The following is a 24827-nucleotide window of genomic DNA, read 5'->3' as shown; positions in this document are numbered from 1 at the left end:
CGGGTGGGTGAGGGCGCAATCCCTCGAACAATCCAACTATACACACGTAAGCGAACAGCGCAAGCGTTGCGGGCCGCCCGGGAATGGGCGGCCCGCGGCGGGCGGCTACTTGATCCGGCGCACCGGGAACCGGATCGGCTCCCAGAACATGCCGGTCTCGTACAGCCACGCCCCGTCGTCGGTCTTGGTGGCTCGGACACCCTGGTCCACGATGCGGGCACCGGGCGGGAGGGCGTCGAGCTGGTCGGTGTCGTGGATCAGTTCGCGCATGGCGTGCTCCTCTCGGGAGGCGGGGGCCGGGCGGGGGTTCCGCCCGGCTGGGGGTCGGTCAGGCGGCGGCGGGGGCGGCGACCAGGTGGGCGGTGCGGGCGTAGGCGGCCAGGCCCTCGCGGACGGCGGGCTCGTCGGCCAGGTAGGCGGCGACCTGGCGGGGGCGGTCGTGGACGAGCTTCCACACCATGACCGGCTCGCGGCCGTCGTAGGCGGCGAGGTAGGCGCGCTTGATCGCCTTGCCCGCCTGCGAGGCGTAGCGGCGGATCAGGTCGGCGTCGGCGCCGAGCTGGGCGAGCACCTGGCTCACGGTGACGAACTCGCCGCGCTCGAGCAGGCCGGTCATGACGTAGCCGTTGAGCTTGCGCAGGGCGCGGACCAGGCGGGCGGCCTGGGCGGCGGTGATGCGGGTGCGGATGAGGTGGGCGGCGGCCTTGCGGGCGGCGCGGGCGCGGCGGTAGGTGGTGGTGGTCATGTCCGGCTCCTCCGGGTTGGTGAGGGCTTGTCCCTCTGACACCCACAACTATACACACACACCGCCGGATGGTGCAAGTCGTTGCGCCCACCACGCCTACCGTCCCCCGCCATGAGCACACCGAGCATCGGCCGCATCGTCCATTTCCAGACCTACGGCACCCCCGGCGGCGAGCACGCGTCCGAGCCCACCGCCGCCATCATCACCGGCGTCCACGACCACGACGGCACCAGCCAGCACCCCGAGACCCGTGTGGACCTGTTCGTCATCTACCCCAACGGCACCAGCCACAAGAGAGCCGTCCCGTTCTCGGAGACCCCCAAGGCCGGGCACTGGAGTTGGCCGCCGCGCGTGTGACGCAACCCGGATCAGACCGGCGGGTATCGTTCGCGGTGTGGTGGACGTGGGCGACGTGGTGAAGCTGGGCGACGGCGGGGTGTCCCGCTTCCGGGTGCTGGAAATCGACGGCCCGACCGCGACCGTCGAGACCATCGAGGACGCACCCGGCCGGTACCCGTTCCCCGCGCGCGTGGCCGACCTGCGGCCGGTCGAGGCACCCGAATAGCGCGAGACCCCGGACGATCACGGCTCACCGCTTGGCGCGGAGCAGCCGTGTCGGCCGGGGTCTCGACTCGCGGTCCCCTACCGCTGGAACGCGGCGAAATCGCCTTGCCACACCAGCGAACCCACGGTGACGACAGCGGGATTCAGCTCGGCCTTGGTCACCTTGTAGGCGTGCTGCACCGTCTGGCGGGAGCCCGGCGGGATCGCGCCCTGTACACCGTCGCCGTACCCCTCCGACAGCGACACGGTGTGCTCGGCCGGGGTGCCGGCGGGACCGTACACGACGGTCGGGGTGGGCCAGTTGTAGCCCTCGAACACCTTCTGACCGGTGTTGACCAGCTGGAACGTGAACACCGTGACCGGCCCATACCTGCCGTTCACGTCTTCGACGGACACGATCATGGTTTCGATGCCGGTGCTGGTGCTCAGCCCGGTCTCGGTGGGTGCCAGTACCCCCGGTGACGCGCTGGTCGTCGCCGCGCTCGCCGTCGTGGCTGTCGTGCCCGGCATGATCGGGGTCGCGTCCCCGCGCGGGGTGTCGTCCCCGTTGCTTGTGCAGCTCGCCAACGCCAACACCGCGGCCACCACGGCCGCCGTTCTGACTACCCGCATCCCATAAACCCCTTCTCGATCACATGTTCGAGGGGTTTACGCAGCTCACCCCCCGTTTCCGGTTCGCATCGTATGGCGTTGCACCCCACCTATCTACGTTTCCGCGCGAATCGGGGCATGGCTGCGGGCCTCCCGGCGACACACCGGACCCTCTACGGGAGGACAGACATGGAGTTCGAGTTGCCCGCCGACCTCGGCGCGCTCACCAAGACCCAGCTCGAGGAGCTGCTGACCCGGGCCGAATCCGAGTTCGACGCGATCGCCAAGGACGTCGCGGGCGAGGACGCCACCGTCTCGGCCGAAGCCCTGGCGCGGATGAAGGCGCTCAACGAGGCCGCGGAGAAGATCAACGGCCTGCTCGCCGAGCAGGCCGCCGCCGAGCAGCAGCGCCTGGCCGAAGCGCAGGCACTGGTGGACGCGCGCGCGGCCCGGCAGGCACCCGCCGAGGACACCACCACCGGCGACGACACCGGCGGCGGTGAGCCCGACAGCACCGACACCGCCGCGGATGAGGTTGTCGCGGAGGCCGAGACCATCGCCGCCGACGCCGCCGTCGAGCCTGCCGTCACCGCATCGGCCGGCAAGCCGACGTTCAAGGGCCTGGCCGCCCGCACCGGCAAGACCGCCGCCGAGTCGGCACCCAAGCCCACCCAGATCGGTTTCCACATGCGCCCCCAGGTGCACGGGCACGTCGACGGCATCGTCGGCTACCGGGAGCTGGCCGCCGCGATCGAGAAAGTCAACTCGCGCAACCAGATCGTGCCGAACAGGGCACCGCACCGGATGCGGCAGGCGCTGGTGCCGTTGTCGCTGGCGACGCTCGAGCGCGAGTTCGCGCCCGAGCAGATCGTGACCGCCGAGTCGGAGAAGGATTTCGCCGACCAGGTGGACCGGATCATCGCCGCCACCGAGTACGCGGACGCCCGATACGCCGATGACGGCGCGCTGGTCGCGTCGGCGCACTGGTGCTCCCCCTCGGAAACGATCTACAGCTTCTGTGACGTCGACCCCGCAACGGGGCTGCTGTCGCTGCCGGACATGAACATCACCCGCGGAGGCCTGCGCCGCCCCCAGGAACCCGATTTCTCCGCGCTGTACAACACGCTGCCGTGGCGTTTCACCGAAGCAGAGCTGATGGAGGATCCCACCAAGCCCTGCATCGAGATCCCGTGCGTGGACATGGAGGAAATCCGACTCCAGGCGATCGGCCTGTGCGTGACCGCGGGCATCCTGCAGCGGCGCGGCTGGCCGGAGCTGATCGAGCGCTTCATGAAGGAAGTCATGAAGGCCTACCAGATCAAGCTGTCGGTCTGGTCGATCCTGGACATGGTGGCCGGCTCCACTTCCCGTGTGGTGCCTCCGGCGTCGGTGCTCGGCGCGACCGGTTCGTTCCTCAACAGCTTGGCGTTGCGGGCTGCGGTGATCCGGCAGAAGGAGCGCAAGGCCCACGACGCCCCCATCGAGGGCGTCACCGAAGCGTGGATGCTCGATGTCGCCAAGGCCGACATGGCGAATCAGCAAGGCCGCGACGTCAAGAGCGTGACCGATCAGCAGGTCGATCAGTGGCTCGCGGACCGGAACATCTTCATGCAGTGGGTGCAGCACTGGCAGCCGCTGCCGGAGGCGTCGGTGGTGTGGCCGACCAGCGTGCAGGTGCTGCTGTACCCGCGCGGCACCTGGTACCGGCACCTGTCCCAGGTGATCGAGGTCGGCACCCTCTACGACAAGGCCATGCTCCAGAAGAACCGGTACACCGAGCTTTTCGTGGAGGACGAGTACCTGGTGGACAAGCGGTGCTTGACCTCCGAGGTGATCACCGTCCCGCTGTGCGCGAACGGCGCGGTCGGCGCCCGCGCCGAGTTGGTGTGCTCGTCCACCACCAACGAGGTGCAGACCGTCACCATCACCGGTTCCCCGACCGGCGGGCACTTCACGCTCACCTTCCGCGGGCACACCACCGACCCGATCGCGCACAACGCGGGGGCCGCGCACGTGCAGCTCGCGTTGGCGATGCTGCCGTCCATCGGTGCGGGCAACGTGGCGGTGTCCGGTGTCGCGGGCGGCCCGTACACGGTGACGTTCCAGGGCGTGCTCGGCGCGACCGCGCTGCCCGAGCTCGTCGCGGCGGACACGTTCACCGGCGGCACCGATCCCGGGGTGACCGTGGCCCAGTCGACCGCCGGCGCGCCGAACACCGCTGCGGCCTGACCGGCCCACCCCCCTTGAAAGACTCCGGTCCGGGGGTGGGGTGAGTAGTCCCTGTGTGGCTGCCCCGCTCACCCTGCCCCCGGCCGGACCCCAACCCCCCGAAGGAGGTTCGGCCGTGGCTGAGATTTTCCGGCCGCCGCTGGCGAACCCGTCCGTCGTCGGCTTGTACGCCGCGGCCACCGTCCTCGATGTCCCGGACCCGTCGCGGCTCGCGCACGGGATCATCGTGGACTCGTGGAACTGCGGCACCACGTGGGTGTGGCCGATCGACTGCTCTCCCGTGCTGCCTGAGCCGTCACCGAAGGGCACCCCGCGTTCACCGTTGAGCGGCGAGTTCACCGGCGATGTGATCGGCGCCGACGACGACTGCGCCGCCGCCGTTCCCGAGGCGGAAGCGGCTGCCCGCGCGGAACAGCTGCTCCGGTTGCAGGAGTCGACCCGCGTGGAGGAGCAGCTGGTTCCGCGCCTGCTCTCCGCCGCCGGCACCCCCGCGTCCGCCGCGTCCCTGGTCGAGGCGGTCGGCGCGCTCGAGGAAAGCGTGGCCGGGCACGGTTTCCCTGGTGTGCTGCACGCCGCCCCGCACCTGGCCGCCGCGCTCGTCGCCGCGGACATGGTGATCGTCCAGGGCGGCCAGCGGCTCTCGCCGCTGGGGCACAGGTGGGCGTTCGGCGCGGGATACGCCGCGCTCGGCGACACCATCGTGTCCACCGGGCCGGTCGTGGTGCATCGGTCCTCGATCGCGCGCACGCACGGCCCGGACTATCCCCACAACGACCGCCTCACGGTCGCCGAGCGCGAGGTCCTGGTGACCTGGGAGTGCTGGGCGGACGCCATCACGATCGGAGCCTGATTCATGCACGTCACCATCGAAATCGACGGCGACACCGCCACTGTGCGTACCGGCCAGCGGTCCCGTCCTCTGCTGGCGTCGCGGCTGATCGAGGCCGCCGGGCCCGGTCGGGCCGGGCTGGTCAAGACGGTCACCGGCGGGGAGGGCTTGGCGTTCAGTGTGCCGGTGGAGGTGGCGCGCGCCGCGGGCCTGATCCGTGAGGACGCGCCCGAGCCGGTGGAGGTGGTACCCCCGGTGGAGAAGCCGAAGCCGGCGAGCAAACCGCGCGCCAAGCGCAGTCGGCGCGCGGCCGAGCCGGAGACCGGCGACGCCGTGGGCGTGACCGGCGACGCGGACGCCGCTGAGGGTGCCTCCGATGCTGACGCCGACACCGCCGCTGGCGCGACCAGCGACGTCGCCGAGGGTGCCTCCGATGCTGAGTAGGCAGTTTTGGCACGCCGCGGCCGAGCGCGCGGTGAAGACGTTCGCGCAAACCCTGCTCGCGCTGCTGTCCGCCGTCTCGACCGGCGCGCTCATCACCGGCGGAATCCCGTGGGCTTTCGTCGTCGGCGCGGTCGGCGTGGCGGCGTGGGCGGCGGCGCTGTCGCTGCTGTCCTCCGTCGTCTCCACCACGGTCGGTGACCCGGAGTCCCCGTCACTGCTGCGCCCCGAACCCCGCGCCCGGCACGGCCTACCAACGGATCTGGGGTGATCTGGTGATTGTCGAACTCGGGGTGGCCGCGCTCGGGTCCGGCGCCCTCGGTGCTGTCGTGACCGGTGTCGTGGAGCGCAAGCGGCGGGCCGCCGAGGTCGAACGCACCGCGGCCGAGGCCGAGAGCACCCGCGCGGAGGCGGAACGCACGCAGGCCGAGGCGGAGAACGTACGCGCGGAGGCGGAACGCACGGTGGCCGAGGCGTACCGGCGGCTGGTGGACGAGATGCAGGAGGAACGGGCGAGCCTGCGCGCGGAGATGGCCGAGGAACGCCGCATGCTGCGCGAGGAGCTGCGGGCATCGCACGCCGACAACCAAGCGTTGCGCACCGAGATAGCGGCTCTGCGTGACCAACTCACCGCGGTGAACAGCAAGCTCGCCGCGGTGAAGGAAGACCTTCAGCGGGTGCTGCGCGGTGAGGCGCCGCTCGGGGATTGGACGAACTGACCCCACTGCACCCCGCCTCTTTACTCTGCGCTGTCGACGGGCCTGGGCAGCCACGCACACAACCTCACATTGACTTTCGAGGAGAACTGTCGTGGCTGGTGATGCCGAATTCGGCGTGGTGAAGGGGAAGCGGCTGCGCGCGACCCTGGTCGACTCCTGCGGTATGCCCCTGGCGGGTCCGCGCTCGCGGCTCGTGACCAACGGTTTCGTGACTGCAACCTTGTCTCCGCAGATGCGTGAGGCAGAGGACATCGAGCAGACCAACGCCGACGGTGCGATCTGCGTGGCCGACCGCAACAAGGCCGAGCGCAAATGGTGGAACGCCGCGCTGGAGCTGTGCAAGGTCAGCACCGCGCTCTACAACATGCTGCTGGACTGGGAGCTGGTGACCAGCTTCGACGGGAAGCCGATCGGCTTCTCCGACCGCAAGACCCAGCCCGACAACCGCGGTGTGGCGCTCGAGTTGTGGACCGGTGTCGGCGCGGACGACGAGTGCACCGACATTCCCACCACCGACGACATCCTCGTCGGCGGTGCCGGGGCCGGCATCACCAAGTACGGGTACGTCCTGCTCGGTGTCGTGAAGGAATTCGCGCTGTCGGGCGACTTGCAGATCGGGGCGCAGGTGTCGACGTTCTCGCTGACCGGTCGCACGTCGTCGCCGGTGCGGTGGGGTCGCGGCCCGTACAACGTGGTCGCGATCGACTCGTCCAACACGGCGGGCCGCATGCTCGCGCCCATGAAGCCGGGCCAGCACCTGCGCATTTTCGAGACCACGATCGCGCCGCCGGAGCCGACCGATGGCGCGTGCCCGCTGGTGCTGCCCAGCCCCTACTACGGGGAGACCGCCGCACCGATCGCGCCGTCGCAGCCGCCCTGCGATGCGGTCGGCACCAACGAGATTCAGACCGTCACCCTCACCGGCACGCCGACCGGTGGGACGTTCAACCTGGCGTTCCAGGCCGACAGCACCACCGCGCTGCCGTTCGACGCGACCCCGACCGCGGTGCAGGCCGCGTTGGAGGCGCTGCCGTCCATCGGTGAGGACAACGTCACCGTCACCGGCTCGGCGGGCGGCCCGTACACGGTGACGTTCGTCGGCGCGCTGGCCGGGATGAACCTGCCGCTGCTGGTCGGTACCGACAACCTCACCGGCGGCACCAACCCCGGTGTCACCGTGGTGGAGACGCAGCAGGGCGGCATCTACTGACCGTGCTCACCCTCGGCTGGCCTGCGGGCACACTCCGTCTGACCCTGAACGCCGATGCCGCGTTTCAGGGTCAGATCGAGCTGCGCACGCAGGCCGGTACCCCGCTGCCGTGGCCTGCCGGGACGTCGGCGTGGCTGCGGCTCACCATGCGCGGCACCGCGTTCGAAGCGATATGGCCTGCCACGATCACCGGCGCGCTCATGGCTTGGTCGGTCCCGGCCGAACAGGTGGCGTTGGTGCCGTCGCGGGCGTGGGCGCAGCTGTGGCTGGACTACCCCGACCATGAGCCGATCCTGTGGGTGGAGGGCGCGGTGGGGTGCGGGCCGGTCGGCGGGCTCGGCTACATCGCCGCGGTGCCGGTCCCCGAAACCGGCGCTGTCGCGGTGCCGGTGCCGGGCCCGCCGGGGCCTCCCGGCCCTGGCGGCGGCGGGTGTTGCGTGGTGCAGGCGGTGGCCGCGCACCCGCTCGGCGGGCACCGCCTGGTCGTGCCCCGCGACGACGGCACGGTGGAGTACGCGGACGCCACCGACCCCGCGCACCTGAACCGGCCTGTGTGGTTGACGACCTCGGCGTGGGCGGCGGGCGCGGTGGCCGACCTCGTCACCGGCGGGGAGGTGACCGAGCTGTCGTGGACGTGGACGCCGGGGGTGCCGCTGCTGGTCGGCACGAACGGGATGCTCACCCACACCATTCCGCCCGGCGCAGTGTGGGTGCGGCGCGCCGCGCTGCCCGTCGACCCGGTCACGGTCGAGTACGCGCCGACCCAACCCATCGCATTGACGTAGGAGAACTCGATGGCAGACAAGTACATTCGGCAGGTCGCGGGCACGCTGACAGAGATCGAGGCCACCGTCGCCTCGGCGGGCGCGGCGAACGCCGGCGACATCCCCGCCCTCGACCCGACCGGCCGACTCGATCCCTCGCTGATGCCGGTCGGTATCGGTGCCGACACCCAACAGATCCAGGCCAGCGAAGCGCTCGCGGCCGGGGATTTCGTCAACATCCACAACGCCGGCGGCGCGCGGGTGCGCAAGGCCGACGCGTCGACCGCGGGCAAGCACGCGCACGGGTTCGTGCTCGCTGCCGTCGCCTCCGGCGCGATGGCCACGGTCTACCTGGAGGCCACCAACACGCAGGTCACCAGCCAAACCCCCGGTGACGTGTTCCTGTCCACCACGCCGGGGCTGGCGACGTCTACGCCGCCGGCCGGTACTGGTCAGGTGGTGCAGCGGCTGGGTGTCGCCACCTCGGCGACGACGGTGAATTTCGAGCCCGGTCAGCCGATCGTTCTGGCGTAGCCGATGATCCGCCCGGTGTACCTCGATGACGCCACCGGTGACCTGCGCGCCGGTGGCGGGTCCGCGGGCGCGCAGGTCGACGTGTTGCAGTGGTGGCAGACCCACACCCTGCACGCGCAGGGCGTCGGCCAGCAGGACATGCCGATCGTCGTGCCCTACAACTTGACCGTCACCGGCATCCGGTACCGCATCCACACCGCGGGTTCGGGCGGGACCATCGCCGCCGAGCTGCGGGTGGGTGACCCGCTCACCCCGCTCGCCGGGACCGCCGCCACGCCCGCGGTGTCGCCTGCGTGGACGGCGGCCAGTATCGACCTCGACGCCGATACGCTGCTGTGGGCGTACTTCACCAGCGTGAACGCCACGCCGGGCGCGCAGATGAAAGCCGAGTTGCGGGTGGTGCGGCGATGATCACCGGGCCGCCCGCGCTGGCCGACTACCGCGACACGTTCGACCGTCCCGACAGTGCCGACCTGGGCCCTGCGTGGCGGCCCGAGTTCGGGAATCTGGTCGTGGCCACGAACCGGGCCCAGTCCCGGCCGCTACCCAGCAACACCGCGCGCACCGGGTCGTGGGAGACCTATGTCGGCGACTACGGTGGCCGCCTTTTCACCGACAATTGGGAGCTGGAGGTACCGATACAGCCGCCGGTCGGCACCGGGTCGGTCGCCAATTTCACCAGCTTCGGCGTCGGCATGCTCGAGGACGGGCCCGGCCCCGGCATGGTGCTGGTGTACGCGACGACATCGCGCACGACCGGCCCCGCTGGCGGCACCCGCATCATGACCTGGGAGTCCTCCTCGATACCGGCTCCGGGGACCGCGACGAACTTGACGGGGCAGACCACGCGGGCCACGACCGGGACCGCCTCCACCACCACCGCGACGATCACCTTCCGGCGACGCATGTACAGCGCGACCCAGAGCATGTTCACGCTGCTGATCAACGGCGCACCCTCCCTCACCTGGGACGACACAGCCGGTGTGGTGCCGGCGGGAGACGTCTTTCGGCGGCGCTGGTTCATCGGCGCCGAGGCGAACTTCCCGAACTTCTTGCAGAACCAGTATTCGTCGGCCTTGTCGCAGGTCCGCGCCCGCGACCTCACCGTCTAGGAGGATCCGTTGTCGCTGACCATGCCCCAGTTCGAGGAGCTGGTGGAGCTGATCGAGCAGATGATCACCGCCCGCAACATCGAGGAATACCGGCTGATCTACCCGGATTGGGAACCGCCGCCGGTGCCCTACGCCGAGCTGAAGGTGACCACCTTCGCCGCGTTCGAGGCGTGTCTACCGCGCGTGCACGCCGCTGTGGCCACCACCGGGCAGGACGGCCGTGCGGCGGTGGCGTTCCCCGAGCTGGCGGTGCCGGTGGTGTCAGCGGTCCCGGCTGGGGTGGTGGCGTATTCGGTGGTGGTGGAGTCGGTGTCGAGCACGGGCGCGGTGGTGCGGGTGCTCGACGGGGCGGGTGTGGGCGTGGCCGGGGTGGACGTGCACGTGAGCGTCACCGGCGGGGCCTGAGCCTGTCGACGGAGACAGCCCCGGCACCGTGTGGTGGCGGGGCTGTCCGTGTCCGGGGGGTCAGGCGAGTTCGGCGAGTTCGGTGTCGATTTCGGCGAGCCGGGCCAGCAGGCGGTCCCGCTCGGCGGTCAGCGCGGCGCGCCGGTCCTCGGCGGCGTCGATGATCTGCGCGGTCACGTCCTGCTCGCACATCTTGCGGGCCTGCTCGGCACACACATGTCGAGTGGTGCAAGTGGGTGACAGAAGGAAGGAAGACCCCGGCACCGAAGTGCCGGGGTCTTCACACCCCGCCAGCGCGGGGAGGGTCTAGAACCAGACTTGGCTCATCCCCGCGTGCGCGGGGAGGGTGTACACCCGTTCAAATTGCAGTGCAAAGGCAGAACGGGGGTCATCCCCGCACCGCGGGGACCACGGCAGACGATATCAGTCGGCGAAGGCTTCCGCTACCCATCGGGCCAGGGCGTGCTCGTCAACATCGTCACCGAGGCGGATCGGGTGCTCGCAGCCGTTGATGCGCGGCAGCATCGCCTCGCCGTCGTCACCGTATTTGGCGCGGACCTTGCCCACGACGACGTATCGGTCGTAGCCGAACCATGTGCCACCGCCGGGTGCTGGGCTGGGGTGGTCGAGGTCCGCGCTGAAATCGCAGAGGACCACGGGAGTTCCGCCGCGCGCCAGGTGCCATGCGCTGGTGCGGTCACTGATGGTCGTCCAGCCACGCGCCCACATGGCTTCCCGGACCCGGGTCCACACGGCGTCGGGGCGGCCGGCGCCGCGAAGGTACACGACCGGGCGCAGGGGCGGATTGGTGGGTGCCGCGCCATCGTCGCCGCGGCCGAGTATCGCGTAGACGCGCTGCCGGTTCTTCGTGCCAAGCGCGCGGGCAACGTCGGAGGGTGTGATGCGGTCGGCGGCGACCTCGTCGCGGATGGCCTGCTCGAAAGCCGCCTGTGCGGCACCGGCTGCGTCGCGGGCCGCCCGGATGCGTGCGGCTGCGGCTGCTGTCGTGGTGGCGTCGGTGGTCATGTCGGGTCTCCCGGGTGGATGACGATGCGGCCGTGGTGGATACGGGTGAAGCCGCGCCGTGACAGGTAGGTGTCGATGCCGGACCAGCGTCCGTCCCAGCCGTCCTGGCCGATGACGAGCACGCCCCAGCCGCGGGCTGCTGCGGCGGCGTAGTCGGCGTGGATCGGGATGCTGACCTGCAAGCCGGGCAGGCGCAGGGTGAGCCGGTCGCCGTCGATGACCGCGTCGACCTGGTGGGTGTCTGGGGGCGGGCTCGTGGGTCCAGGTGCCAGCTCCAGCACTTCGGCGAGCTTGCGCATCCGTGCGGCGGCGTCCATCGCGTGGGGGTAGAGCAGCAGAAAAGCGGCTTGGCCCTCCGGGGTGTCGCCGATCCAGCCGGTCAGCGACAGCAGCCGGTCGGTGTCGACGCCGACCCACCAGTATTGGCCGGGGTCGCGGTGTGTGGACATGGCGTCCTCTCGATGATGGGACCGGGCCGCGCTCGGTGCGCGGCCCGGTGGGAGGTGGTCAGTAGGTGCCGCGCAGGCTGTCGATGAGGGCGGAGGCCTGCTTGCGGGTCAGGGCGGCGACGGCGTCGCGGTCGACGCTGCCGTCGCCGCGGTAGAGGCCCTTGGTGGAGAAGAACCCGCCACCCTCACCCGCGGCGGCGCGACCCTCCAGCAGGCTGGTGATGTAGTAGATCTGCCTGGGGGTGGCGGTGGGTTCGGGGGCGGCCTTCTCCGCGTCGGTGCGGATGTCGATGTTCTTGGCGCGGGCGTACTTCTCGACACCGGCGATGACCGCGCGCAGCCCGTCCAAGGTCGGGTTCTTGGCGTCGGCGCCGGCGCGGCGGGCGGGTCCGTCCTCGCCGATGGCCACAGCCAAGAACTCGATGCGGTCGAGCAGGGCCTTGCGCTCGTGGGCTTCGGCGAGCAGCGCGTCGAGTGCGTCGTCGCCGCGGCGGTTCTGCGCGTGCCAGCCGTCGCTGAGCTTGGTGACGCCGGTCTTGGCGACGATGGTGTCGATGTCGACGCCCAGCTCCAGCAGCTCCGCGACGCGCTTTTCGGCAAGGTAGTACATGGCGAGTCCTCCGGTTCTCGGGTGCGGGACCATCTCCCGCTCGGTGTATGAACATCATACGCACGTATGGCCGCCATACGCAAGGCTTATCTGCCGCGGCCGAGGGCGCGGGCGATCAGCTCTCGGGCAGACAGATGGTTGCACCCCGTGCTCGTACCGTCCCGGCCCATGTCGGCACCCTGCACCTGGCCCGTGGATTACACGTGCCTCCCGGACGTGGAAGCACCGGAAGACGTCGCGATTCTCCAGCAGGCGGTGGACACCGCGGTCGCGGTCCTGTGGAGCTTCACCGGCCGCCAATACGGGTGTTGCCCGCGGATCGTGCGGCCGTGCCCGCGCGACCTCGACGGCCCGCGCTGGTTCCTGCCCGGCTGGTCCTGGTTCCCCGAGCTCGACGGCGGTGTGTGGCGCAACATCTCGTGCTCGTGCGGGCCGACGTGCCGGGCCGGCGGGCCGGGGGTGGTGCATCTGCCGGGGCCGGTGTGCTCGGTGACGTCGGTGACCATCGACGGCGCGGTCATCCCGTCCAGTGCGTATGTGCTGGAGGGTGATCGGCTGTATTCGGCGGTCGGGGAATGGCCCGATCAAGACCTCACCCGGCCCGCCGGTTCGCCGGGCACGTGGACGGTGGAGTACCTGCAAGGCCAGCAGCCACCGGCGGGTGCGGGGATGGCGGTGGCGTTGCTGGCCAAGGAGTTCTGGAGCGCGTGCCGGGGGGAAGCGTGCGCGCTGCCGAAGCGGGTGGAGCAGATCGCCCGCCGCGGCGTGTCGGTGAGGATGGCCGATCCCGCTGTGCTGTTCGAGCACTTCCAGACCGGTATCGCGCAGGTGGACATGTGGGTGGCTGCGGTGAATCCGCATCGGCTGTCGGCGCCGGGCGCGGTGTCGTCCCCGGATTTCGAGGGGTGAGGGCGTGGATGCGGCGGTGACGGTGATCGGGCTTGCGGTCGAGCGGCTGCGGGGGTTCTTCTCCCCCACTGCGGCGGTGCCGCCGCTGGGTGGCGGCACGGACACGGTGCACCTGCTGGCCGGTAGCGAGGTGGTGGTGCCGTACTGGCTGACCGGTGATCCGGATTTGCAGGACCACAGCAGCTGCGGCGGCTGCGGCCCGTACCTGTGGGTGCGTCTGGCGCGGCGGTGGCGGACGGCGAACTGGCCGCACGAGGCCGCCACCGGAACGGGCAGCGGGGGCGCTGTGACGTGCGGGACGAGTAAGGCCGTCACCATCGAGGCCGGTATCGCCCGGTGTCATCCGCTCGACGGCACCGCGCAGGAGATGGAGCAGCGCGCCGCGGTGCTGTGGGATGACTCGTGGCGCATCGACGCAGCACTGTGCGCGGCCATGAAGGACGCCGAACGCGCTGACGTGGCGGTGAATACAGGGCTCGGGGCCGGGGTGCCGGACGGGCCGGAGGGGCTGGTGATCGTGTGGGTGCAGACCGCGCACGCCCAGCTGGCGAAGTGAGGAGAACCGGAATGCGAGTGACCATCGAGGGCGTGGCGTCGACGGACGTGCTCGAGCGCGGCGAGCAGACGACGGTGGAGTGGACCGACTACCTGCGGGGCCTGGTGCGGGCGGGTCTGGTGCGGGTCGTGGAATGGCACCACCCCGCACCGGTCGAGGTGGCGCAGCCCGACCCCGATGATGCCGGCGCGCCCGAGCCGGAGCCGGTGGAGCAGGCCGCGCCGAAGCGGGCGCGTCGCCGCGCCGCCGACCAGGAGTAGCCGTGCCGTTGCAGCTGCGCGCCCGCCTGGTCTACACCCCGATCCCTGGGGCGGGTGAGCAGGCGGCGGCGCTGGCCGCGCCGCGCATGGATCGGCTCGGCGCGCGGATTGTCACCAACGCCCGCGGCCGAGTCACTGTCCGGTCCGGGGCGCTGCGGGATTCGATCGGGCACCGCACCACCGTGGCCGGTGACCAGGTGCGCCTGCTGGTGTCGGCGACCGCACCGCACGCGAAGTTCGTCCACGACGGCACCCGCCCGCACGAAATCCGGCCCCGCCGAGTGCGGGCGCTGCGGTTCGAGATGGGTCCGCGCCTCGTGTTCGCTGCCAGGGTCTGGCATCCGGGCACCCGCCCGAACCCGTTCCTCACCGACGCCGCGCACGAGGAAATCCAGCGCGGCATCTAGCAGGGCGTTGCGCCCCGGTTTGGCACGGTGCGCGGCGTGACGGCGCCCGGCATCTCCATCCCCATCACCGCTGACGGAAGCGGATTCGATGACGAGCTGCGGCGCGTCGTCGTGGACGCCATGCGCGATATGCAACGGCAGCTCGACATCGATCCGCTCACCGTCAGCGTGCGGGCGGCGTTCGACGGGTCGAGCCTGGCGACCGACCTGCAATCCGAGCTGCGCGCGATCCAGCGCACCGACCCGCACATCAGCGTGCGCGGGGAGTTCGACTCGGCCGGGCTGATCAGCGAGATCGAAACCGCGGTCGCTGGTGCGGGGCGGACGATCAAGTTCGACACCGACATCCAGGTCGACGCCGCGGACTTGGCGGCGTTGCGTGAGCTCCAGTCCATGCCGGACAAGACGATCCGCGTGGACGTCGCGCTCGGTATGTCGGAGGCGGACGCGAAGCGGCTGCGGTCGATCGCGTCGACGCTGCGGCAGATGCAGGCCCTGACCGATGTGAGCGTGCGGGTGCGGGTCAACCTCGACATGTCCCCGGCCGAGTTGGAGCGGCTCAAGCAGATCGGGCCGGTGGTGCGGTCGCTGCGGACGCTGACCGACAAGGACGTCCGGGTCAGGGTGAAGTTGGACATGTCCCCGGCGGAGCTCGAGCGGCTGACGCAGATCGCGCCCGCGCTGCGGAGTCTGCGGGGACTGTCCGACAAGGACGTCAAGATCAAGATCGACATCCAGGTCGATGAGGCGCAGTTGCAGCGCATCGCCGCCCTCCTGCGCGAATTGCGTTCTGGGAACGCGAATTTCCGGTTCAACTCCAACGCCGACACCGAAGCATCGCGTGTCGACCGGCTGCGGGATTCGCTGCGCAGCGTCGGCATCGGCGCCGGTGGCATGGCGGCCGTCGCCGCAGCCATCGCCGGTATCGGTGGCGCGGCCGGGCTCGCCGCCGGTGCGGTCGGCGGGCTCGTGGTGGCGGCAGCAGCCTTGGGCCCGGGAATCGCGGCGGCGGTCGGCACAGCCACCGTCGCACTCGCCGGGGTCAAGGACGCATTCGACGCCGCCGCAGCAGCCGCCGAAGCCGGCCCCGGTGAGGCTGCCGCCGCAGCCAAGGCGACAGCGGCAGCACAGCAGCAGCTGCAATCGGCGGCCGACGCCGCCGCCGACGCGCAACGCAATCTCACCGACGCGCAAGCCGACGCCGAGGAAGCGACCCGCGCGATCGGAGACGCCTACCAGGCCGCGGCCGATGAGCTGGAGGACTGGCAGTTCAAGCTGCGCGGCAGCGTCCTCGACCAGAAAGAGGCCGCGCTCGCGCTCAAGGACGCGCAGCGCGACGTGTTCGACGCCAAGACACCGCAGGAGCGGGAACGCGCACTGCTGCGGGTCGAGCGGGCACAACTCAACTACGACAAGGCCGTCGCTGACGGCCGCGATGTCGCCGAGCAGGCCGCCGACGCCGAACGTAAGGGCCTCGACAACAGCGACAAGGTGGTGGCCGCGCGCAAGGCTGCCGCCGACGCCGAGGACCGGGTCACGCAGGCGCGCCGGGCCGCCGAGCAAGCCGAGCGGCAGGTGGCTGCGGCTGCCGCTGCACTCACCGAAGCGCAGACCGCGGGCACTGCGTCGTCGCAGAAGCTGGCCGAGGCGATGGCCAAGCTCGCCCCCAACGCCCAGGATTTCGTGCTCGCTGCCCGCGAGCTCGCGCCCGCGTGGGAAGAGGTGCGCAAGTCCGTCCAGGACACCGCGTTCCAGGGTGCCGGGGAGGGGCTGCGGCAGCTCGCCGACACGGTGCTTCCCACGCTGCGCGACGGCATGACCGCTGTCGCGGCCGAGATGAACGCGGGCGCGCACGGTTTCGCTGCGTTCTTGAAGTCGACGGAGGGTATTGAGGGGCTGCAAGCGGCGTTCGCGATCGCTGCGAACGGGCTGCGTGGCCTGCGCGAGGGCAGCGACGGGTTCCTCGCGGGGCTATCAGCGATGGCGGAGGCCAGCGCTCCGTTCGCCGAGCAGATCGGGCGCGCGTTCGGGTCCATCGGTACCGCGCTGGGAGACGCGTTCTCGTTCGTGGCCGAATCCGGATTGCTCGGCGATGTTCTCGACGGGCTGACCGTCGCCCTGCAAGGGCTGGGCCCGCTTCTGGGTGATTTGTTCGTATCCCTCGCGCGGATCGCTGCGGACGTGATGCCCACGCTCGGGCCGCTTCTGGAGTCCCTGGGTCAGGCCCTGGTCACGATGGCCCCCGCGCTCGGCCAGGTCGGCGCGGTGTTCGCGCAGTCGCTGACCCTGATCATGCCGATTCTCGGCGACTTCATCGCCGACCTGACCGCGGGCCTGGCGCCGGTGCTGCCGGTGATCGCGAGCCTGCTCGGCGTCCTGCTCGACGCGCTGCAGCCGCTGATCGAGCCGCTGGCTCAGGTCGCGGTCGTCGTCGGCTCCGCGCTGGCGCAGGCCATCCAGGCACTCGCGCCCGCCATCGGCCCGCTCGGTGAGGCGTTTGCGGCCCTGGTCACCGCGGTCGCCCCGTTGATCCCGTTGTTCGCCGAATCGCTGTCGGCGGTCTTGCAGGCGCTCGCGCCCGCCCTCACCGAAGTGGCCACCGCGCTCGCGCCGGTGATCGCGGCGTTCGCCGACCAGATGCGGCCGGTGATCGCGCAGGTCGCGCCGATCCTGGCCGAGGTCGCCATGACCATCGGTAGGGCGCTGGCCGACGCCATCCGTCAGATCGCGCCGGTGCTGCCGCAGATCGTCACCGCCTTCACCAATCTGCTGATGGCGATCCTGCCGCTGCTGCCCGAACTCGTGCGGCTCGCCGCGGAGCTGCTGCCGCCGCTGCTGGACATCCTGGTCGAGCTGTCCCCGGTGCTGGTCAAGCTGATCGAGGCCTTCACCTGGCTGGTCCAGAACGTCTTGATCCCGATCGTGATGCCGGTGATCCGCCAGCTCGCCGACGAATTCAAGACGGCGATGGAGCGGATCGGTGACGTGATCCGCTGGGTCAAGGACGAGCTTTTCCCGTCGCTCGGGAACGCGATCGACACCGTGAAGGGCTGGTTCGAGAAGGGCGTCGACGGCATCACCGGTGCCTGGGATCGGCTCAAGGAATCGGCGGCCAAGCCGGTCCGGTACGTGGTCAACACGGTCTGGAACGAGGGCTTGCTGAAGGCCTGGAACGCGGTGCGCCAGTTCTTGCCCGGCGTCGAGCCGATGGAGCCGGTGACGCTGGGGTTCAGGCGCGGTGGCGGGGTTTTCGGTCCCGGCACGGGCACCAGCGACAGCATCCCCGCGTGGCTGTCTGCGGGCGAGCACGTCGTCACCGCCGCCGAGGTGCTGAAGGCCGGCGGCCAGAACGTGCTGTATGCGATCCGCGACATGATCGCGCGCGGGATCCCTTTCACCTGGGACGGCGGGCGGGTCATCTCCCTGCTCGGGCGGGAGAACCTGGCCGCCTACGGGGCGGCGGTGCGCGAACGCGGGATCGGCAACGTCTCCCCGGAAGGATTGTTCGACGCGCTGCTGCCGAAGTTCCGGGACGGCGGCGCGGTGATGCCGTGGATGCACCAGCTCGCGCGCGGCCACGACTTCGCCCGCTCGCAGCACGGGAAGCCGTATCAGTGGGCGGGCCCACGCTGGGTCGGTGACAGCTTCGACTGCTCCGGGTTCATGGGCAGCATCATCGCCGCGATCCTGGGACTGAACCCGTGGACGCGGTACTGGGCGACCAGCACGTTCGCCGGGTACCCGGCGCGCGGCGCGCAGGGGCTGGTGAAGGGCCTGCGCGAGGGCGTCGGCATGCTGGTCGGGATCACCGACGACCCGGGCGGCCCGGGCGGCGGTCACACTGCGGGCGAGCTGCGCGGCATCCCGGAGCTGGGATACCCGACCGCGCGGGTGGAGTCCGATGGCAGCCGCGGCGTGCACTACGGATTCGGCACGCCGGTGACGAGTTTCGCGTCCCTGTACGGGCTGCCGATCGGCGCGAACGGGTTCTTCCAGCCGTCCACCGGCGGCGACACTGTCGGTCCGTCGACCGATGAGCAGCGCGGTTTTGTGGCCCGGATGGTGGCCGAGACGGTGAAGCGGTTCACCAACCCGATCCGGGAGACGATGACCTCGGTGATCGGGCCTCCACCACCGCGGTGGAAGGAGATCCCGCCGGAGTTCTTGACCACGGCCGAGGACAAGACCGTCGAATACCTGTCCGGGCTGGTCACCAATCTCGGGGACACGCTGCCCGCGGCGTGGGCGAAAGCCCGCGACCTGGCCGGGTCGGTGCTGGATGCGTTGAACCCGTTCGACTCCGGCGGTATCGCGACGGGGACCGGGTTCATGCCGAAGAACGTCATCGCCCCCGAACGCGTCCTCTCCCCCGAGCAGACCCGCCTGTTCGAGACGCTGGTGCTGTCGCTGCAACAGCTCGCCGGCCACCGCGTGGTGGACAGCGCACCGGAGCCATTGACGGCGGCGGTGTTCCAGCAGGGCATCGATCATCTCGCGCGGGTGCTCGGTGTGGCGCAGGAGCCGGTGACACCGGAGCTGACGGCGGCGATGGAGTCCAGCCGGGCGGCGGTCGATGAGACCGGGCGGGTGTTGGGCACGGTGCGGGACTTGGCCGACCGCACCGAGTCCAGCCAAGACCGGGTGCTGGCTGAGCAGTTCGAGCAGATGCAGGCGGTGCTGGGCGACATCGGCCAGCGGCTCACCTCCGGCGTGCTGATGCCGATCATGGAATCTGCTGTCACCTCCGGTGTGCGGTTCATCGAGCAGTGGTTGGGGGCGGCGGCGGATCAGATCACCGCCTCCACCGACCAGACCACGCAGGCGGTCGAGAACCTGGACACCGGCGGTGATGCGACCGCGCCCGCCCCGTTCGGTGCGCCGGGTAGCGCCTTCGACGCGGTGACCGCGATCTCGGATGCGGTGGTGTCGGTGGCGCAGACTGCGCAGCAGGCGTTCCAGCAGGTCGCGCAGGATGTGGCGAACGCGGCGCTGGCGCAGCAGGCGTCGCGGGTGGACAACTCGCGCGGTGTGCTGGGCCGCGACATCTCCGGCGGCCCGCTGGTGGACATGCTCGTCCGGTTGACCGGTGTGGAGATCGAAATCCGCGACACACTGGTGGACACGTGGGAGGAGATCCGGTCGTTCCGGGGCGACCTGGTGAAGGCGTTCGACACCTCGGGCCGGATCGTCGCTGACACCGCAGACCTGATGCAGCGCAACGAGTCCAGCCGAGAGCTGGTCATCAGCGAGCAGAACCGGTTGAACCGGGAGTTGATCAAGGCGCTGCTGCGCTACTTGATGACCTCGGTGGTGATCCCGATCCTGTCGGCGATCCTGGGCGTGATGATCCAGCTCGCGGTCACCGCGATCGGTGCGGCGATCGGTTCGATCATCCCCGGTATCGGTACCGCGATCGGCGCGGCCATCGGCGCGGTGGTCGGTGCGGCGCTGGCCGGTGCCGCCGCTGTCTTCACCTCGGCGCTGGCGATCGGTGCGGGCGCGGCGATCGACGCGTTCGACTCCGGTGGTGTGGCGCTGGGCAAGGGCGTGATGGTCAAGGACACCATCGCCCCGGAGCGGGTGCTGTCGCCGCGCCAGACCGAGGCGTTCGACCGGCTGGTGGCCGCGCTGGAGAAGGGCGGCAACCGGACGGTGAACGCGCCGATGACCGTGTACGAGGGCGCCGGCGCGGGCGCCCGTATCCAGAACGATCTGATGTCCCTGTTGTGAGGAGGGGTGTGTGTTTCGCGGCTGGCTCCAGCTCGGTGACGCCGAGCTGACCAACACCTCGCGGCTGATCGCGCACGCCCGGCCGGGCGTGCCGCAGTCGTGGGAGGAAGCGCAGGCGCAATGCTCCTGCGCGAACGACTATGTGCAGTACGACGATTCGTGGCCGGGCCTGCAAGCCTTCCTCGGAGACGACCCGTACACCATCCTCAACGCGCCCTGGTACGACCCGCAGCTGCCGCAGTCGCGGGAGCTGATGGGGTTCTGGGTGACCGCGGTCGAGGGATTCGGTGCGACGCCGGTGGACCGGCAGGTCGCCGACGCTATCTGCTCCGGTGGCGTGGTCGGCCCGCACCGCGACCAGCACCGGCAGCTGCGGGTCGAGGTCTCGATTGTCGGCTGCACGAACGCGGGCGCGGAGTACGGGCGGGAGTGGCTGGCCTGCCGCCTGCGCGACGGCACCGCCCTCGCCGGGACCACACTCGAGTTCCTGGCCGCCCACCCGGAGAACTCGGCCGCCGATCCGGCGACGCTGCGGCGCACGATGAACCGGGTGGTCCTCACCCGCGAGCCACGCACCACGCGGGCGTTCGGGTTGCGGGGTGCCGAGCACCGGCAGGGCGCGGTGCTCAACGTGGATTTCGAGCTGGCGGTACTCGACCCCTACACCTACGGTCCCGCCACACACGCCACGCTGACGTGGGATTCCAGTGTGGTCGAGGCGATCACCTGGGCGCACGCCCCCGACTGCGAATCCCCCGACACCTGCACCGACATTCCCGTCCTGGCGTCGGTGACCTGTGTGCCGAACACCGTGGACGTGCGGCCGGTGCAGCCGCCGGTGTGCGCGGGCTGTGTCCCCGTGTGCGAGGTGCAGACCCGCGTGGCCACGCTGCCCGTGGCGTCGGGGGTGCTGTGCGTGGACGAGGTCGTGACCGTGACGGTCACCGCGGGCGCGGCGCCGGTGTCGGCGAACTTCTGGCTGCGCCCGTGTGGGTCGACCGCGCTGTGTGACCGGACCGGGTTCTTGTCGATCGCGGGCCTGCCGGCGGGGGCGACGGTGGTGGCTGACAGTGTGGCGCGCCGCCCGTACGGGATCGTGGCCGGGCAGCAGGTGCGGCAGGTCGGCATTGTCGGCACGCCCACGGGTGCGCCGTGGACGCCGATCATTCTCGACGCCGGGCAGTGCTGGGAGCTGGTGGCCCAGCATGAGCCGGGCCTGGACTTCACCGTGCAGGTGTCGGTGCGCGGGAGGCAGGCGTGAAGCTGGAAACCCCCGCGTTCGCGATCCACGACAAGGACGGCGCGCAGCTCGGCGTGATCGAGTGCCCTGACCGGTTCTCCTGGTCGCGGGAGCTGAACGAGGTCTCGCGCTTGTCGCTGTCGGCTCCGGCGCAGGAGCTGTCGCCGGTGCTCACGCCGTGGACGCACTGGGTGAGCGCCTGGCACGGCGGCCAGTTGCAGTGGTTCGGGCCGGTCGCGGATGTCAATCGGGATCGGGTGTCGATGCAGTTGGAGGCCCGCGACGTGGCCGCCTTCATGTGGGAGACCCGCACGCTCACGACGCGGCAGTGGTCGCAGCTCGACGTGGCCCCGATCGCGGCGGATATGTGGCGGGAGATGCTGGCCCTCCAGAGGGTGGACGCCGCGCCGGTGGTGCTGCCGTCGCGCACCGAATCCCGCTTCGACTTCGCCGTCTCCGCGAACTTGAAGTATGTGCACCAGGAGATGGCCGAGCTGACCAAGCTCGGGCTGCGGTGGACGGTGATGCGTGGACGGCCGGTGCTCGGCACGCAACCGGCGGCCCCGGCCGCCGAGCTCGAGGAATGCCACATGTCCGCGGGGATCCAGATTCGCCGGTCCGGGCGCGGGGTGAAAACTGATGTGCGGGTGCAGGGAAAGAACGGCGCCCACACCGAACGCGTGAACCTGGCGGGGCTCCAGCTCCAGGGCATCGTGAACCTCGATGACCTTTTCGGGGTGTCGAACATTCAGCGTGCTGCCGCCCAGTACGTCGCCCGGACGGCACGGATTCGGGACGAACTGGTGGTGCCGTCCTCGGCGACGCTCACCCCCGACGCGCCGGTCGAGCTGGACATGCTCATGCCGGGCATCAACATCGCGGTGTCTGCGCTGGGCCTGCGTACGGTGCTGCGCATCGATCAGGTGCAGGTGTCCGGGTCGGCGTCGGGGACCGAGGTCGCGGTGACCCTGGCGACGCCGGACAACCTCAGCGAGTTGGAAAAGGCGGGAGGGCAGGTGCAGTGAGCGACACCGACCCGGTCCGGCAGCCGAAGAACAACGCCGAGTGGGCGCGCCGCACCGAACGCCGGATCGAGCAGCGGGAGAACCCCACCGCGCAGCGGATCGGGCCGTGGGTGCTGTCGGCGTCCAGTGAGGGGCATCTCATCGGCTCCCACGTCGACGGCGGCAGCGCGATCATCCTGCGGAAACCCGCGTCCGGGGAGAACGACCCGGACGCGATCACCGATTCGGCGCTGCCGTCGGTGACCGCCACCCGGTCAGCGGCGCAGTCGATCAGTTCGTCCGGGGCGCTGGTGATGTTCGACGGTGTCGCGCACGAGATCGGCGAATGGACCGGCGGACTCACCACTTTCGACACGATGCGGGTTCCCGAGACCGGCGTCTACGACGTGTCGGCCACGGCGTGGTTCTCCGCCGGTGGCGCGTACCTGCACGCGGTCGTGCTGGTCGACGGCGTGACCCGCGTCGGCGGCCGACTCTACGACGCGCAGGGCGCGACGACGCTGCCGGTGCTGGCGATGGGGCAGCTGGCGTTGAACGCCGGGCAAGCCGTGGGCTTGTTCGTGGTGGCCGCGGGCACATCCCGCAACGTCGGCGCTGCCAGCGTCTTCACCACCCCGATCCCCACGTCGCTGTCGCTGTCGATGACCTCGAGGAGTGAATGACCATGCCGCAGGTCTGTGTCAGTCGGAACCTGTCCATCGCGGGCGGGGCGCTGGGGTTGCAGCCGTGGTCGGTGCCGCGGATGGTAGCGCAGGTGTCGGCCACCTCCACCGGCGACGGCGCGATCACCGGCGCCGGACTCACCAGCCCGCCGGGCCGGCTGATGATCGACACCGGCCTGTCGTGGGTGTCCGATTCGCCGCTGCCGTCGATGATGCGGCTCCAGGTGATCCGCTCCTACCGCACCATCGTCACCAGCAACCCGAACGTGGTGCAGATCTGGGACTCGTGGCGGATCGGGATCGACCAGCTCGCGCAGGTACCCAACAGCTACGGGCTCGTGAACAGCCTGTGCACGTTGGGGGTGGACCACGGCACCAACCAGTCCGCGCTGCCGAACTACGCGCGCGTGCACCAGGACTACCCGACGACCGCGACCGAGGAATGGGTGGAGCTGCCCGCGGGCTCGGAGATCGATGTCGCCTATCGCGCGTACGTGTGGACGCCGCCGCCCTGGTCGAACAACGCATCGGCGAACCAGCCCTTGCATGAGGCGCACGCGCGCGGGGTGAAGCTGCGCCTGTGGGCGTTCCCGATGATGGACGGAGCGATCCGATGACCCTGGCCATCTGCTCGAGCGAATGGATGTTCTCCAGCCCGCGCGGTACCGGGCTGGGTGATGGCTGGCTTCCGCGGATCGCGGCCGAGCGGTTCGTCGCCTCCACCCGCGACGGCGAGGTGCAACGCGCGTCCGACCCGGTGCCGTTCATCCAGGCCGAGCTGTCGTGGACGAACACGACCGGCGTGGACCAGGAATGCTGGCTTGGCACGCATCGAGCGCCGCGCACCATCGTGGCCGCGAACCCGAACACGTACGTGCTCGATGACGCGATCACCTGGGATGTGGGCCTGTCCCCCAACGCGCCGGAGCCGTACCTGACCGAGGACGGTATCGGCGCGAAAGGCCAAGGCACCCCGTGGTCCTACAACCAGGTCCACTACGCGCGCATGTTCCGTGGCTGGGACGACAGTGTGCGGTTCGACGGCATCGGCACCGTCCCGGCCGGGGACACCGTGCACATCCGCTACGCCGCCCTGTACACCACACCCGGCCAGTGGCGGGCACCGTCGAACGCGTTGCAGGTGGTGCGCGCGTTCTGGGTCCGGCTGCGGCTGTGGGCGATCCCGGAGGACACACCGTGACCAATCCCTGCATCGATCCCGAGTTCTTCGAGGTGACCGATGGCGCGGTGTCGCCGCTGCGGCACTGGCAGTTCGCGCACCGCGCCACCGCCCAGGCCGGCGGCGCGAACCCGACCGTGGTCGCCAACCCGGGCGGGACGACCCTGTTCACCACGAACCTGACGTGGACGAACAACACGCCGATCGCTCAGCGGGCGTACGTGCTGATGACGCAGGGGCCGGTGCGGTACTCCATCGACAACCTCAAGCATCTGCAAGTCCGCTACCAGTGGGGCTTGTCCTCCGGTGTGGCACCAGCCGATCCCGCGTTGACGGAGGAATCGCGGGTCCGCGGGTACGGCGACCTCGGCACCGGCACCGTCTCCGGCCAGACGGTGGGAGTGTTCTATCTGATGGAGGACCGGCACCCCACCCACAGCGTGCCGATCGGTGACCTGGTCGCGCTGGCACCGGGCGAGGCGATCCGCGCGAAAGTGCAGGTGTCGTGGTCGACGCTGGCGTGGGGACTGGACTGGGCCAGCATCTACGGCGACCCGGCCCCGCTGCGCCTGCTCAAGATCGGGCCCGTCCGCCTGGACGTATTCACCACGCCCGCGTTCACGTAGCGCC

Annotated in this window: 32 protein-coding genes; 25 read left to right on the top strand and 7 right to left on the bottom strand. The window is 70.5% G+C overall.

The annotated features are described in order from the left end of the window. Window positions 1-105: 105 nt before the first annotated feature. Together AMO33_RS31240 and AMO33_RS01105 are read right to left on the bottom strand one after the other, a co-directional pair. Window positions 106-270: a hypothetical protein gene (locus AMO33_RS31240; protein ID WP_159005651.1), complete on the bottom strand. Its 165-nt coding sequence runs from the start codon at window positions 268-270 to the stop codon at window positions 106-108. Between the two features lie 58 nt (window positions 271-328). After that, a complete protein-coding gene (locus AMO33_RS01105; protein WP_060589888.1) occupies window positions 329-745 on the bottom strand; it encodes a hypothetical protein in 417 nt (138 codons plus the stop codon). Between the two features lie 111 nt (window positions 746-856). On the opposite strand from AMO33_RS01105, the gene AMO33_RS01100 reads away from it, so the two are divergent. Together AMO33_RS01100 and AMO33_RS31235 are read left to right on the top strand one after the other, a co-directional pair. After that, window positions 857-1102, top strand: a complete 246-nt coding sequence (locus tag AMO33_RS01100) for a hypothetical protein (protein WP_060589886.1) — start codon at window positions 857-859, stop codon at window positions 1100-1102. A 37-nt stretch (window positions 1103-1139) separates the two neighbouring features. After that, complete coding sequence (locus AMO33_RS31235) at window positions 1140-1310, top strand: hypothetical protein (RefSeq protein ID WP_159005653.1); 171 nt, start codon at window positions 1140-1142, stop codon at window positions 1308-1310. Window positions 1311-1387: 77 nt separating this feature from the next. Here AMO33_RS31235 and AMO33_RS01095 read toward each other — a convergent pair whose 3' ends face one another. After that, entirely contained in the window at window positions 1388-1711 is a 324-nt protein-coding gene (locus tag AMO33_RS01095; protein WP_060589884.1) for a hypothetical protein, read from the bottom strand. On the opposite strand from AMO33_RS01095, the gene AMO33_RS01090 reads away from it, so the two are divergent. The 12 genes from AMO33_RS01090 (at window position 1710) to AMO33_RS01035 (ending at window position 10143) form a co-directional block, all read left to right on the top strand. Continuing rightward, entirely contained in the window at window positions 1710-1928 is a 219-nt protein-coding gene (locus AMO33_RS01090; protein ID WP_060589883.1) for a hypothetical protein, read from the top strand. The two genes, AMO33_RS01095 and AMO33_RS01090, sit on opposite strands and share 2 nt — an antisense overlap. 161 nt (window positions 1929-2089) lie before the next feature. After that, window positions 2090-4129 (top strand): major capsid protein, encoded by a 2040-nt coding sequence (locus AMO33_RS01085; RefSeq protein WP_060589881.1) that lies wholly within the window; start codon window positions 2090-2092, stop codon window positions 4127-4129. A gap of 115 nt (window positions 4130-4244) precedes the next feature. After that, window positions 4245-4979 carry a hypothetical protein gene (locus AMO33_RS01080; RefSeq protein ID WP_060589879.1) on the top strand — a complete coding sequence of 245 codons (735 nt, stop codon included), beginning with the start codon at window positions 4245-4247 and terminating at the stop codon, window positions 4977-4979. Between the two features lie 3 nt (window positions 4980-4982). Then, window positions 4983-5402 (top strand): hypothetical protein, encoded by a 420-nt coding sequence (locus tag AMO33_RS01075; RefSeq protein WP_060589878.1) that lies wholly within the window; start codon window positions 4983-4985, stop codon window positions 5400-5402. Next, complete coding sequence (locus tag AMO33_RS01070) at window positions 5392-5670, top strand: holin (RefSeq protein ID WP_060589876.1); 279 nt, start codon at window positions 5392-5394, stop codon at window positions 5668-5670. The genes AMO33_RS01075 and AMO33_RS01070 overlap by 11 nt, the downstream gene beginning before the upstream one ends. Before the next feature lie 4 nt (window positions 5671-5674). Then, window positions 5675-6118: a hypothetical protein gene (locus tag AMO33_RS01065; protein ID WP_060589873.1), complete on the top strand. Its 444-nt coding sequence runs from the start codon at window positions 5675-5677 to the stop codon at window positions 6116-6118. A 91-nt stretch (window positions 6119-6209) separates the two neighbouring features. Next, window positions 6210-7328: a hypothetical protein gene (locus tag AMO33_RS32155; protein WP_076573989.1), complete on the top strand. Its 1119-nt coding sequence runs from the start codon at window positions 6210-6212 to the stop codon at window positions 7326-7328. Between the two features lie 2 nt (window positions 7329-7330). Beyond that, window positions 7331-8113, top strand: a complete 783-nt coding sequence (locus tag AMO33_RS01055; RefSeq protein WP_060589871.1) for an LtfC-like domain-containing protein — start codon at window positions 7331-7333, stop codon at window positions 8111-8113. 9 nt (window positions 8114-8122) lie between these two features. Continuing rightward, window positions 8123-8626, top strand: coding sequence for a hypothetical protein (locus AMO33_RS01050; protein WP_060589869.1), 504 nt, complete (start codon window positions 8123-8125; stop codon window positions 8624-8626). 15 nt (window positions 8627-8641) lie between these two features. Then, window positions 8642-9037: a hypothetical protein gene (locus AMO33_RS01045; RefSeq protein ID WP_139337564.1), complete on the top strand. Its 396-nt coding sequence runs from the start codon at window positions 8642-8644 to the stop codon at window positions 9035-9037. Next, complete coding sequence (locus AMO33_RS01040) at window positions 9034-9738, top strand: hypothetical protein (protein ID WP_060589865.1); 705 nt, start codon at window positions 9034-9036, stop codon at window positions 9736-9738. The genes AMO33_RS01045 and AMO33_RS01040 overlap by 4 nt, the downstream gene beginning before the upstream one ends. A gap of 9 nt (window positions 9739-9747) precedes the next feature. Further along, the gene (locus AMO33_RS01035; RefSeq protein ID WP_060589863.1) at window positions 9748-10143 is read left to right on the top strand and encodes a hypothetical protein; all 396 of its coding nucleotides are present in this window, start codon (window positions 9748-9750) and stop codon (window positions 10141-10143) included. A 60-nt stretch (window positions 10144-10203) separates the two neighbouring features. Here the strand turns inward: AMO33_RS01035 and AMO33_RS32280 are convergent, their stop codons facing one another. The 4 genes from AMO33_RS32280 to AMO33_RS01020 form a co-directional block, all read right to left on the bottom strand. Continuing rightward, window positions 10204-10359 carry a hypothetical protein gene (locus AMO33_RS32280; RefSeq protein WP_197657712.1) on the bottom strand — a complete coding sequence of 52 codons (156 nt, stop codon included), beginning with the start codon at window positions 10357-10359 and terminating at the stop codon, window positions 10204-10206. A gap of 207 nt (window positions 10360-10566) precedes the next feature. After that, on the bottom strand, window positions 10567-11169 hold the full coding sequence (locus tag AMO33_RS01030; protein WP_060589860.1) for a hypothetical protein: 603 nt from the start codon (window positions 11167-11169) through the stop codon (window positions 10567-10569). Next, complete coding sequence (locus tag AMO33_RS01025) at window positions 11166-11618, bottom strand: hypothetical protein (protein WP_060589858.1); 453 nt, start codon at window positions 11616-11618, stop codon at window positions 11166-11168. The genes AMO33_RS01030 and AMO33_RS01025 overlap by 4 nt, the downstream gene beginning before the upstream one ends. A gap of 58 nt (window positions 11619-11676) precedes the next feature. Further along, complete coding sequence (locus AMO33_RS01020; protein WP_060589857.1) at window positions 11677-12228, bottom strand: hypothetical protein; 552 nt, start codon at window positions 12226-12228, stop codon at window positions 11677-11679. Window positions 12229-12444: 216 nt separating this feature from the next. Between AMO33_RS01020 and AMO33_RS01015 the strand changes: the two genes are divergently transcribed. Genes AMO33_RS01015 through AMO33_RS00965 form a run of 11 tightly spaced genes read left to right on the top strand, consistent with a single transcriptional unit; the run spans window position 12445 to window position 24823 of the window. After that, complete coding sequence (locus AMO33_RS01015; protein ID WP_240327364.1) at window positions 12445-13137, top strand: hypothetical protein; 693 nt, start codon at window positions 12445-12447, stop codon at window positions 13135-13137. A gap of 4 nt (window positions 13138-13141) precedes the next feature. Further along, the gene (locus AMO33_RS01010) at window positions 13142-13693 is read left to right on the top strand and encodes a hypothetical protein (RefSeq protein WP_060589856.1); all 552 of its coding nucleotides are present in this window, start codon (window positions 13142-13144) and stop codon (window positions 13691-13693) included. A gap of 11 nt (window positions 13694-13704) precedes the next feature. Then, on the top strand, window positions 13705-13953 hold the full coding sequence (locus AMO33_RS01005; RefSeq protein WP_139337563.1) for a hypothetical protein: 249 nt from the start codon (window positions 13705-13707) through the stop codon (window positions 13951-13953). Between the two features lie 2 nt (window positions 13954-13955). Then, on the top strand, window positions 13956-14360 hold the full coding sequence (locus AMO33_RS01000; RefSeq protein WP_060589853.1) for an HK97 gp10 family phage protein: 405 nt from the start codon (window positions 13956-13958) through the stop codon (window positions 14358-14360). Window positions 14361-14396: 36 nt separating this feature from the next. Then, on the top strand, window positions 14397-20090 hold the full coding sequence (locus tag AMO33_RS00995) for a hypothetical protein (protein ID WP_062954255.1): 5694 nt from the start codon (window positions 14397-14399) through the stop codon (window positions 20088-20090). A 10-nt stretch (window positions 20091-20100) separates the two neighbouring features. Beyond that, a complete protein-coding gene (locus tag AMO33_RS00990) occupies window positions 20101-21351 on the top strand; it encodes a hypothetical protein (protein ID WP_060589849.1) in 1251 nt (416 codons plus the stop codon). Beyond that, entirely contained in the window at window positions 21348-22355 is a 1008-nt protein-coding gene (locus AMO33_RS00985; protein ID WP_060589847.1) for a hypothetical protein, read from the top strand. Before AMO33_RS00990 ends, AMO33_RS00985 begins: the two co-directional genes overlap by 4 nt. Further along, window positions 22352-23017 (top strand): hypothetical protein, encoded by a 666-nt coding sequence (locus tag AMO33_RS00980; RefSeq protein WP_060589845.1) that lies wholly within the window; start codon window positions 22352-22354, stop codon window positions 23015-23017. Before AMO33_RS00985 ends, AMO33_RS00980 begins: the two co-directional genes overlap by 4 nt. Then, window positions 23014-23634 (top strand): DUF7172 family protein, encoded by a 621-nt coding sequence (locus tag AMO33_RS00975; RefSeq protein WP_060589844.1) that lies wholly within the window; start codon window positions 23014-23016, stop codon window positions 23632-23634. Before AMO33_RS00980 ends, AMO33_RS00975 begins: the two co-directional genes overlap by 4 nt. Then, the gene (locus AMO33_RS00970; protein WP_060589842.1) at window positions 23631-24218 is read left to right on the top strand and encodes a DUF7172 family protein; all 588 of its coding nucleotides are present in this window, start codon (window positions 23631-23633) and stop codon (window positions 24216-24218) included. The genes AMO33_RS00975 and AMO33_RS00970 overlap by 4 nt, the downstream gene beginning before the upstream one ends. Then, window positions 24215-24823 carry a DUF7172 family protein gene (locus tag AMO33_RS00965; RefSeq protein WP_060589840.1) on the top strand — a complete coding sequence of 203 codons (609 nt, stop codon included), beginning with the start codon at window positions 24215-24217 and terminating at the stop codon, window positions 24821-24823. The genes AMO33_RS00970 and AMO33_RS00965 overlap by 4 nt, the downstream gene beginning before the upstream one ends. Window positions 24824-24827: the final 4 nt, after the last annotated feature.

The organism is Nocardia farcinica, from assembly GCF_001182745.1.
Classification (GTDB): domain Bacteria; phylum Actinomycetota; class Actinomycetes; order Mycobacteriales; family Mycobacteriaceae; genus Nocardia; species Nocardia farcinica.
This window is presented reverse-complemented; position numbering and strand designations above follow the sequence as displayed.

Coding starts and splice junctions, on each gene's coding strand:
- AMO33_RS31240 (WP_159005651.1), bottom strand. CDS start 270: ATGCGCGAACTGATCCACGACACCGACCAGCTCGACGCCCTCCCGCCC.
- AMO33_RS01105 (WP_060589888.1), bottom strand. CDS start 745: ATGACCACCACCACCTACCGCCGCGCCCGCGCCGCCCGCAAGGCCGCC.
- AMO33_RS01100 (WP_060589886.1), top strand. CDS start 857: ATGAGCACACCGAGCATCGGCCGCATCGTCCATTTCCAGACCTACGGC.
- AMO33_RS01090 (WP_060589883.1), top strand. CDS start 1,710: ATGGTTTCGATGCCGGTGCTGGTGCTCAGCCCGGTCTCGGTGGGTGCC.
- AMO33_RS01095 (WP_060589884.1), bottom strand. CDS start 1,711: ATGATCGTGTCCGTCGAAGACGTGAACGGCAGGTATGGGCCGGTCACG.
- AMO33_RS01085 (WP_060589881.1), top strand. CDS start 2,090: ATGGAGTTCGAGTTGCCCGCCGACCTCGGCGCGCTCACCAAGACCCAG.
- AMO33_RS01075 (WP_060589878.1), top strand. CDS start 4,983: ATGCACGTCACCATCGAAATCGACGGCGACACCGCCACTGTGCGTACC.
- AMO33_RS01070 (WP_060589876.1), top strand. CDS start 5,392: ATGCTGAGTAGGCAGTTTTGGCACGCCGCGGCCGAGCGCGCGGTGAAG.
- AMO33_RS01050 (WP_060589869.1), top strand. CDS start 8,123: ATGGCAGACAAGTACATTCGGCAGGTCGCGGGCACGCTGACAGAGATC.
- AMO33_RS01040 (WP_060589865.1), top strand. CDS start 9,034: ATGATCACCGGGCCGCCCGCGCTGGCCGACTACCGCGACACGTTCGAC.
- AMO33_RS01030 (WP_060589860.1), bottom strand. CDS start 11,169: ATGACCACCGACGCCACCACGACAGCAGCCGCAGCCGCACGCATCCGG.
- AMO33_RS01025 (WP_060589858.1), bottom strand. CDS start 11,618: ATGTCCACACACCGCGACCCCGGCCAATACTGGTGGGTCGGCGTCGAC.
- AMO33_RS01020 (WP_060589857.1), bottom strand. CDS start 12,228: ATGTACTACCTTGCCGAAAAGCGCGTCGCGGAGCTGCTGGAGCTGGGC.
- AMO33_RS01005 (WP_139337563.1), top strand. CDS start 13,705: ATGCGAGTGACCATCGAGGGCGTGGCGTCGACGGACGTGCTCGAGCGC.
- AMO33_RS00975 (WP_060589844.1), top strand. CDS start 23,014: ATGACCATGCCGCAGGTCTGTGTCAGTCGGAACCTGTCCATCGCGGGC.
- AMO33_RS00970 (WP_060589842.1), top strand. CDS start 23,631: ATGACCCTGGCCATCTGCTCGAGCGAATGGATGTTCTCCAGCCCGCGC.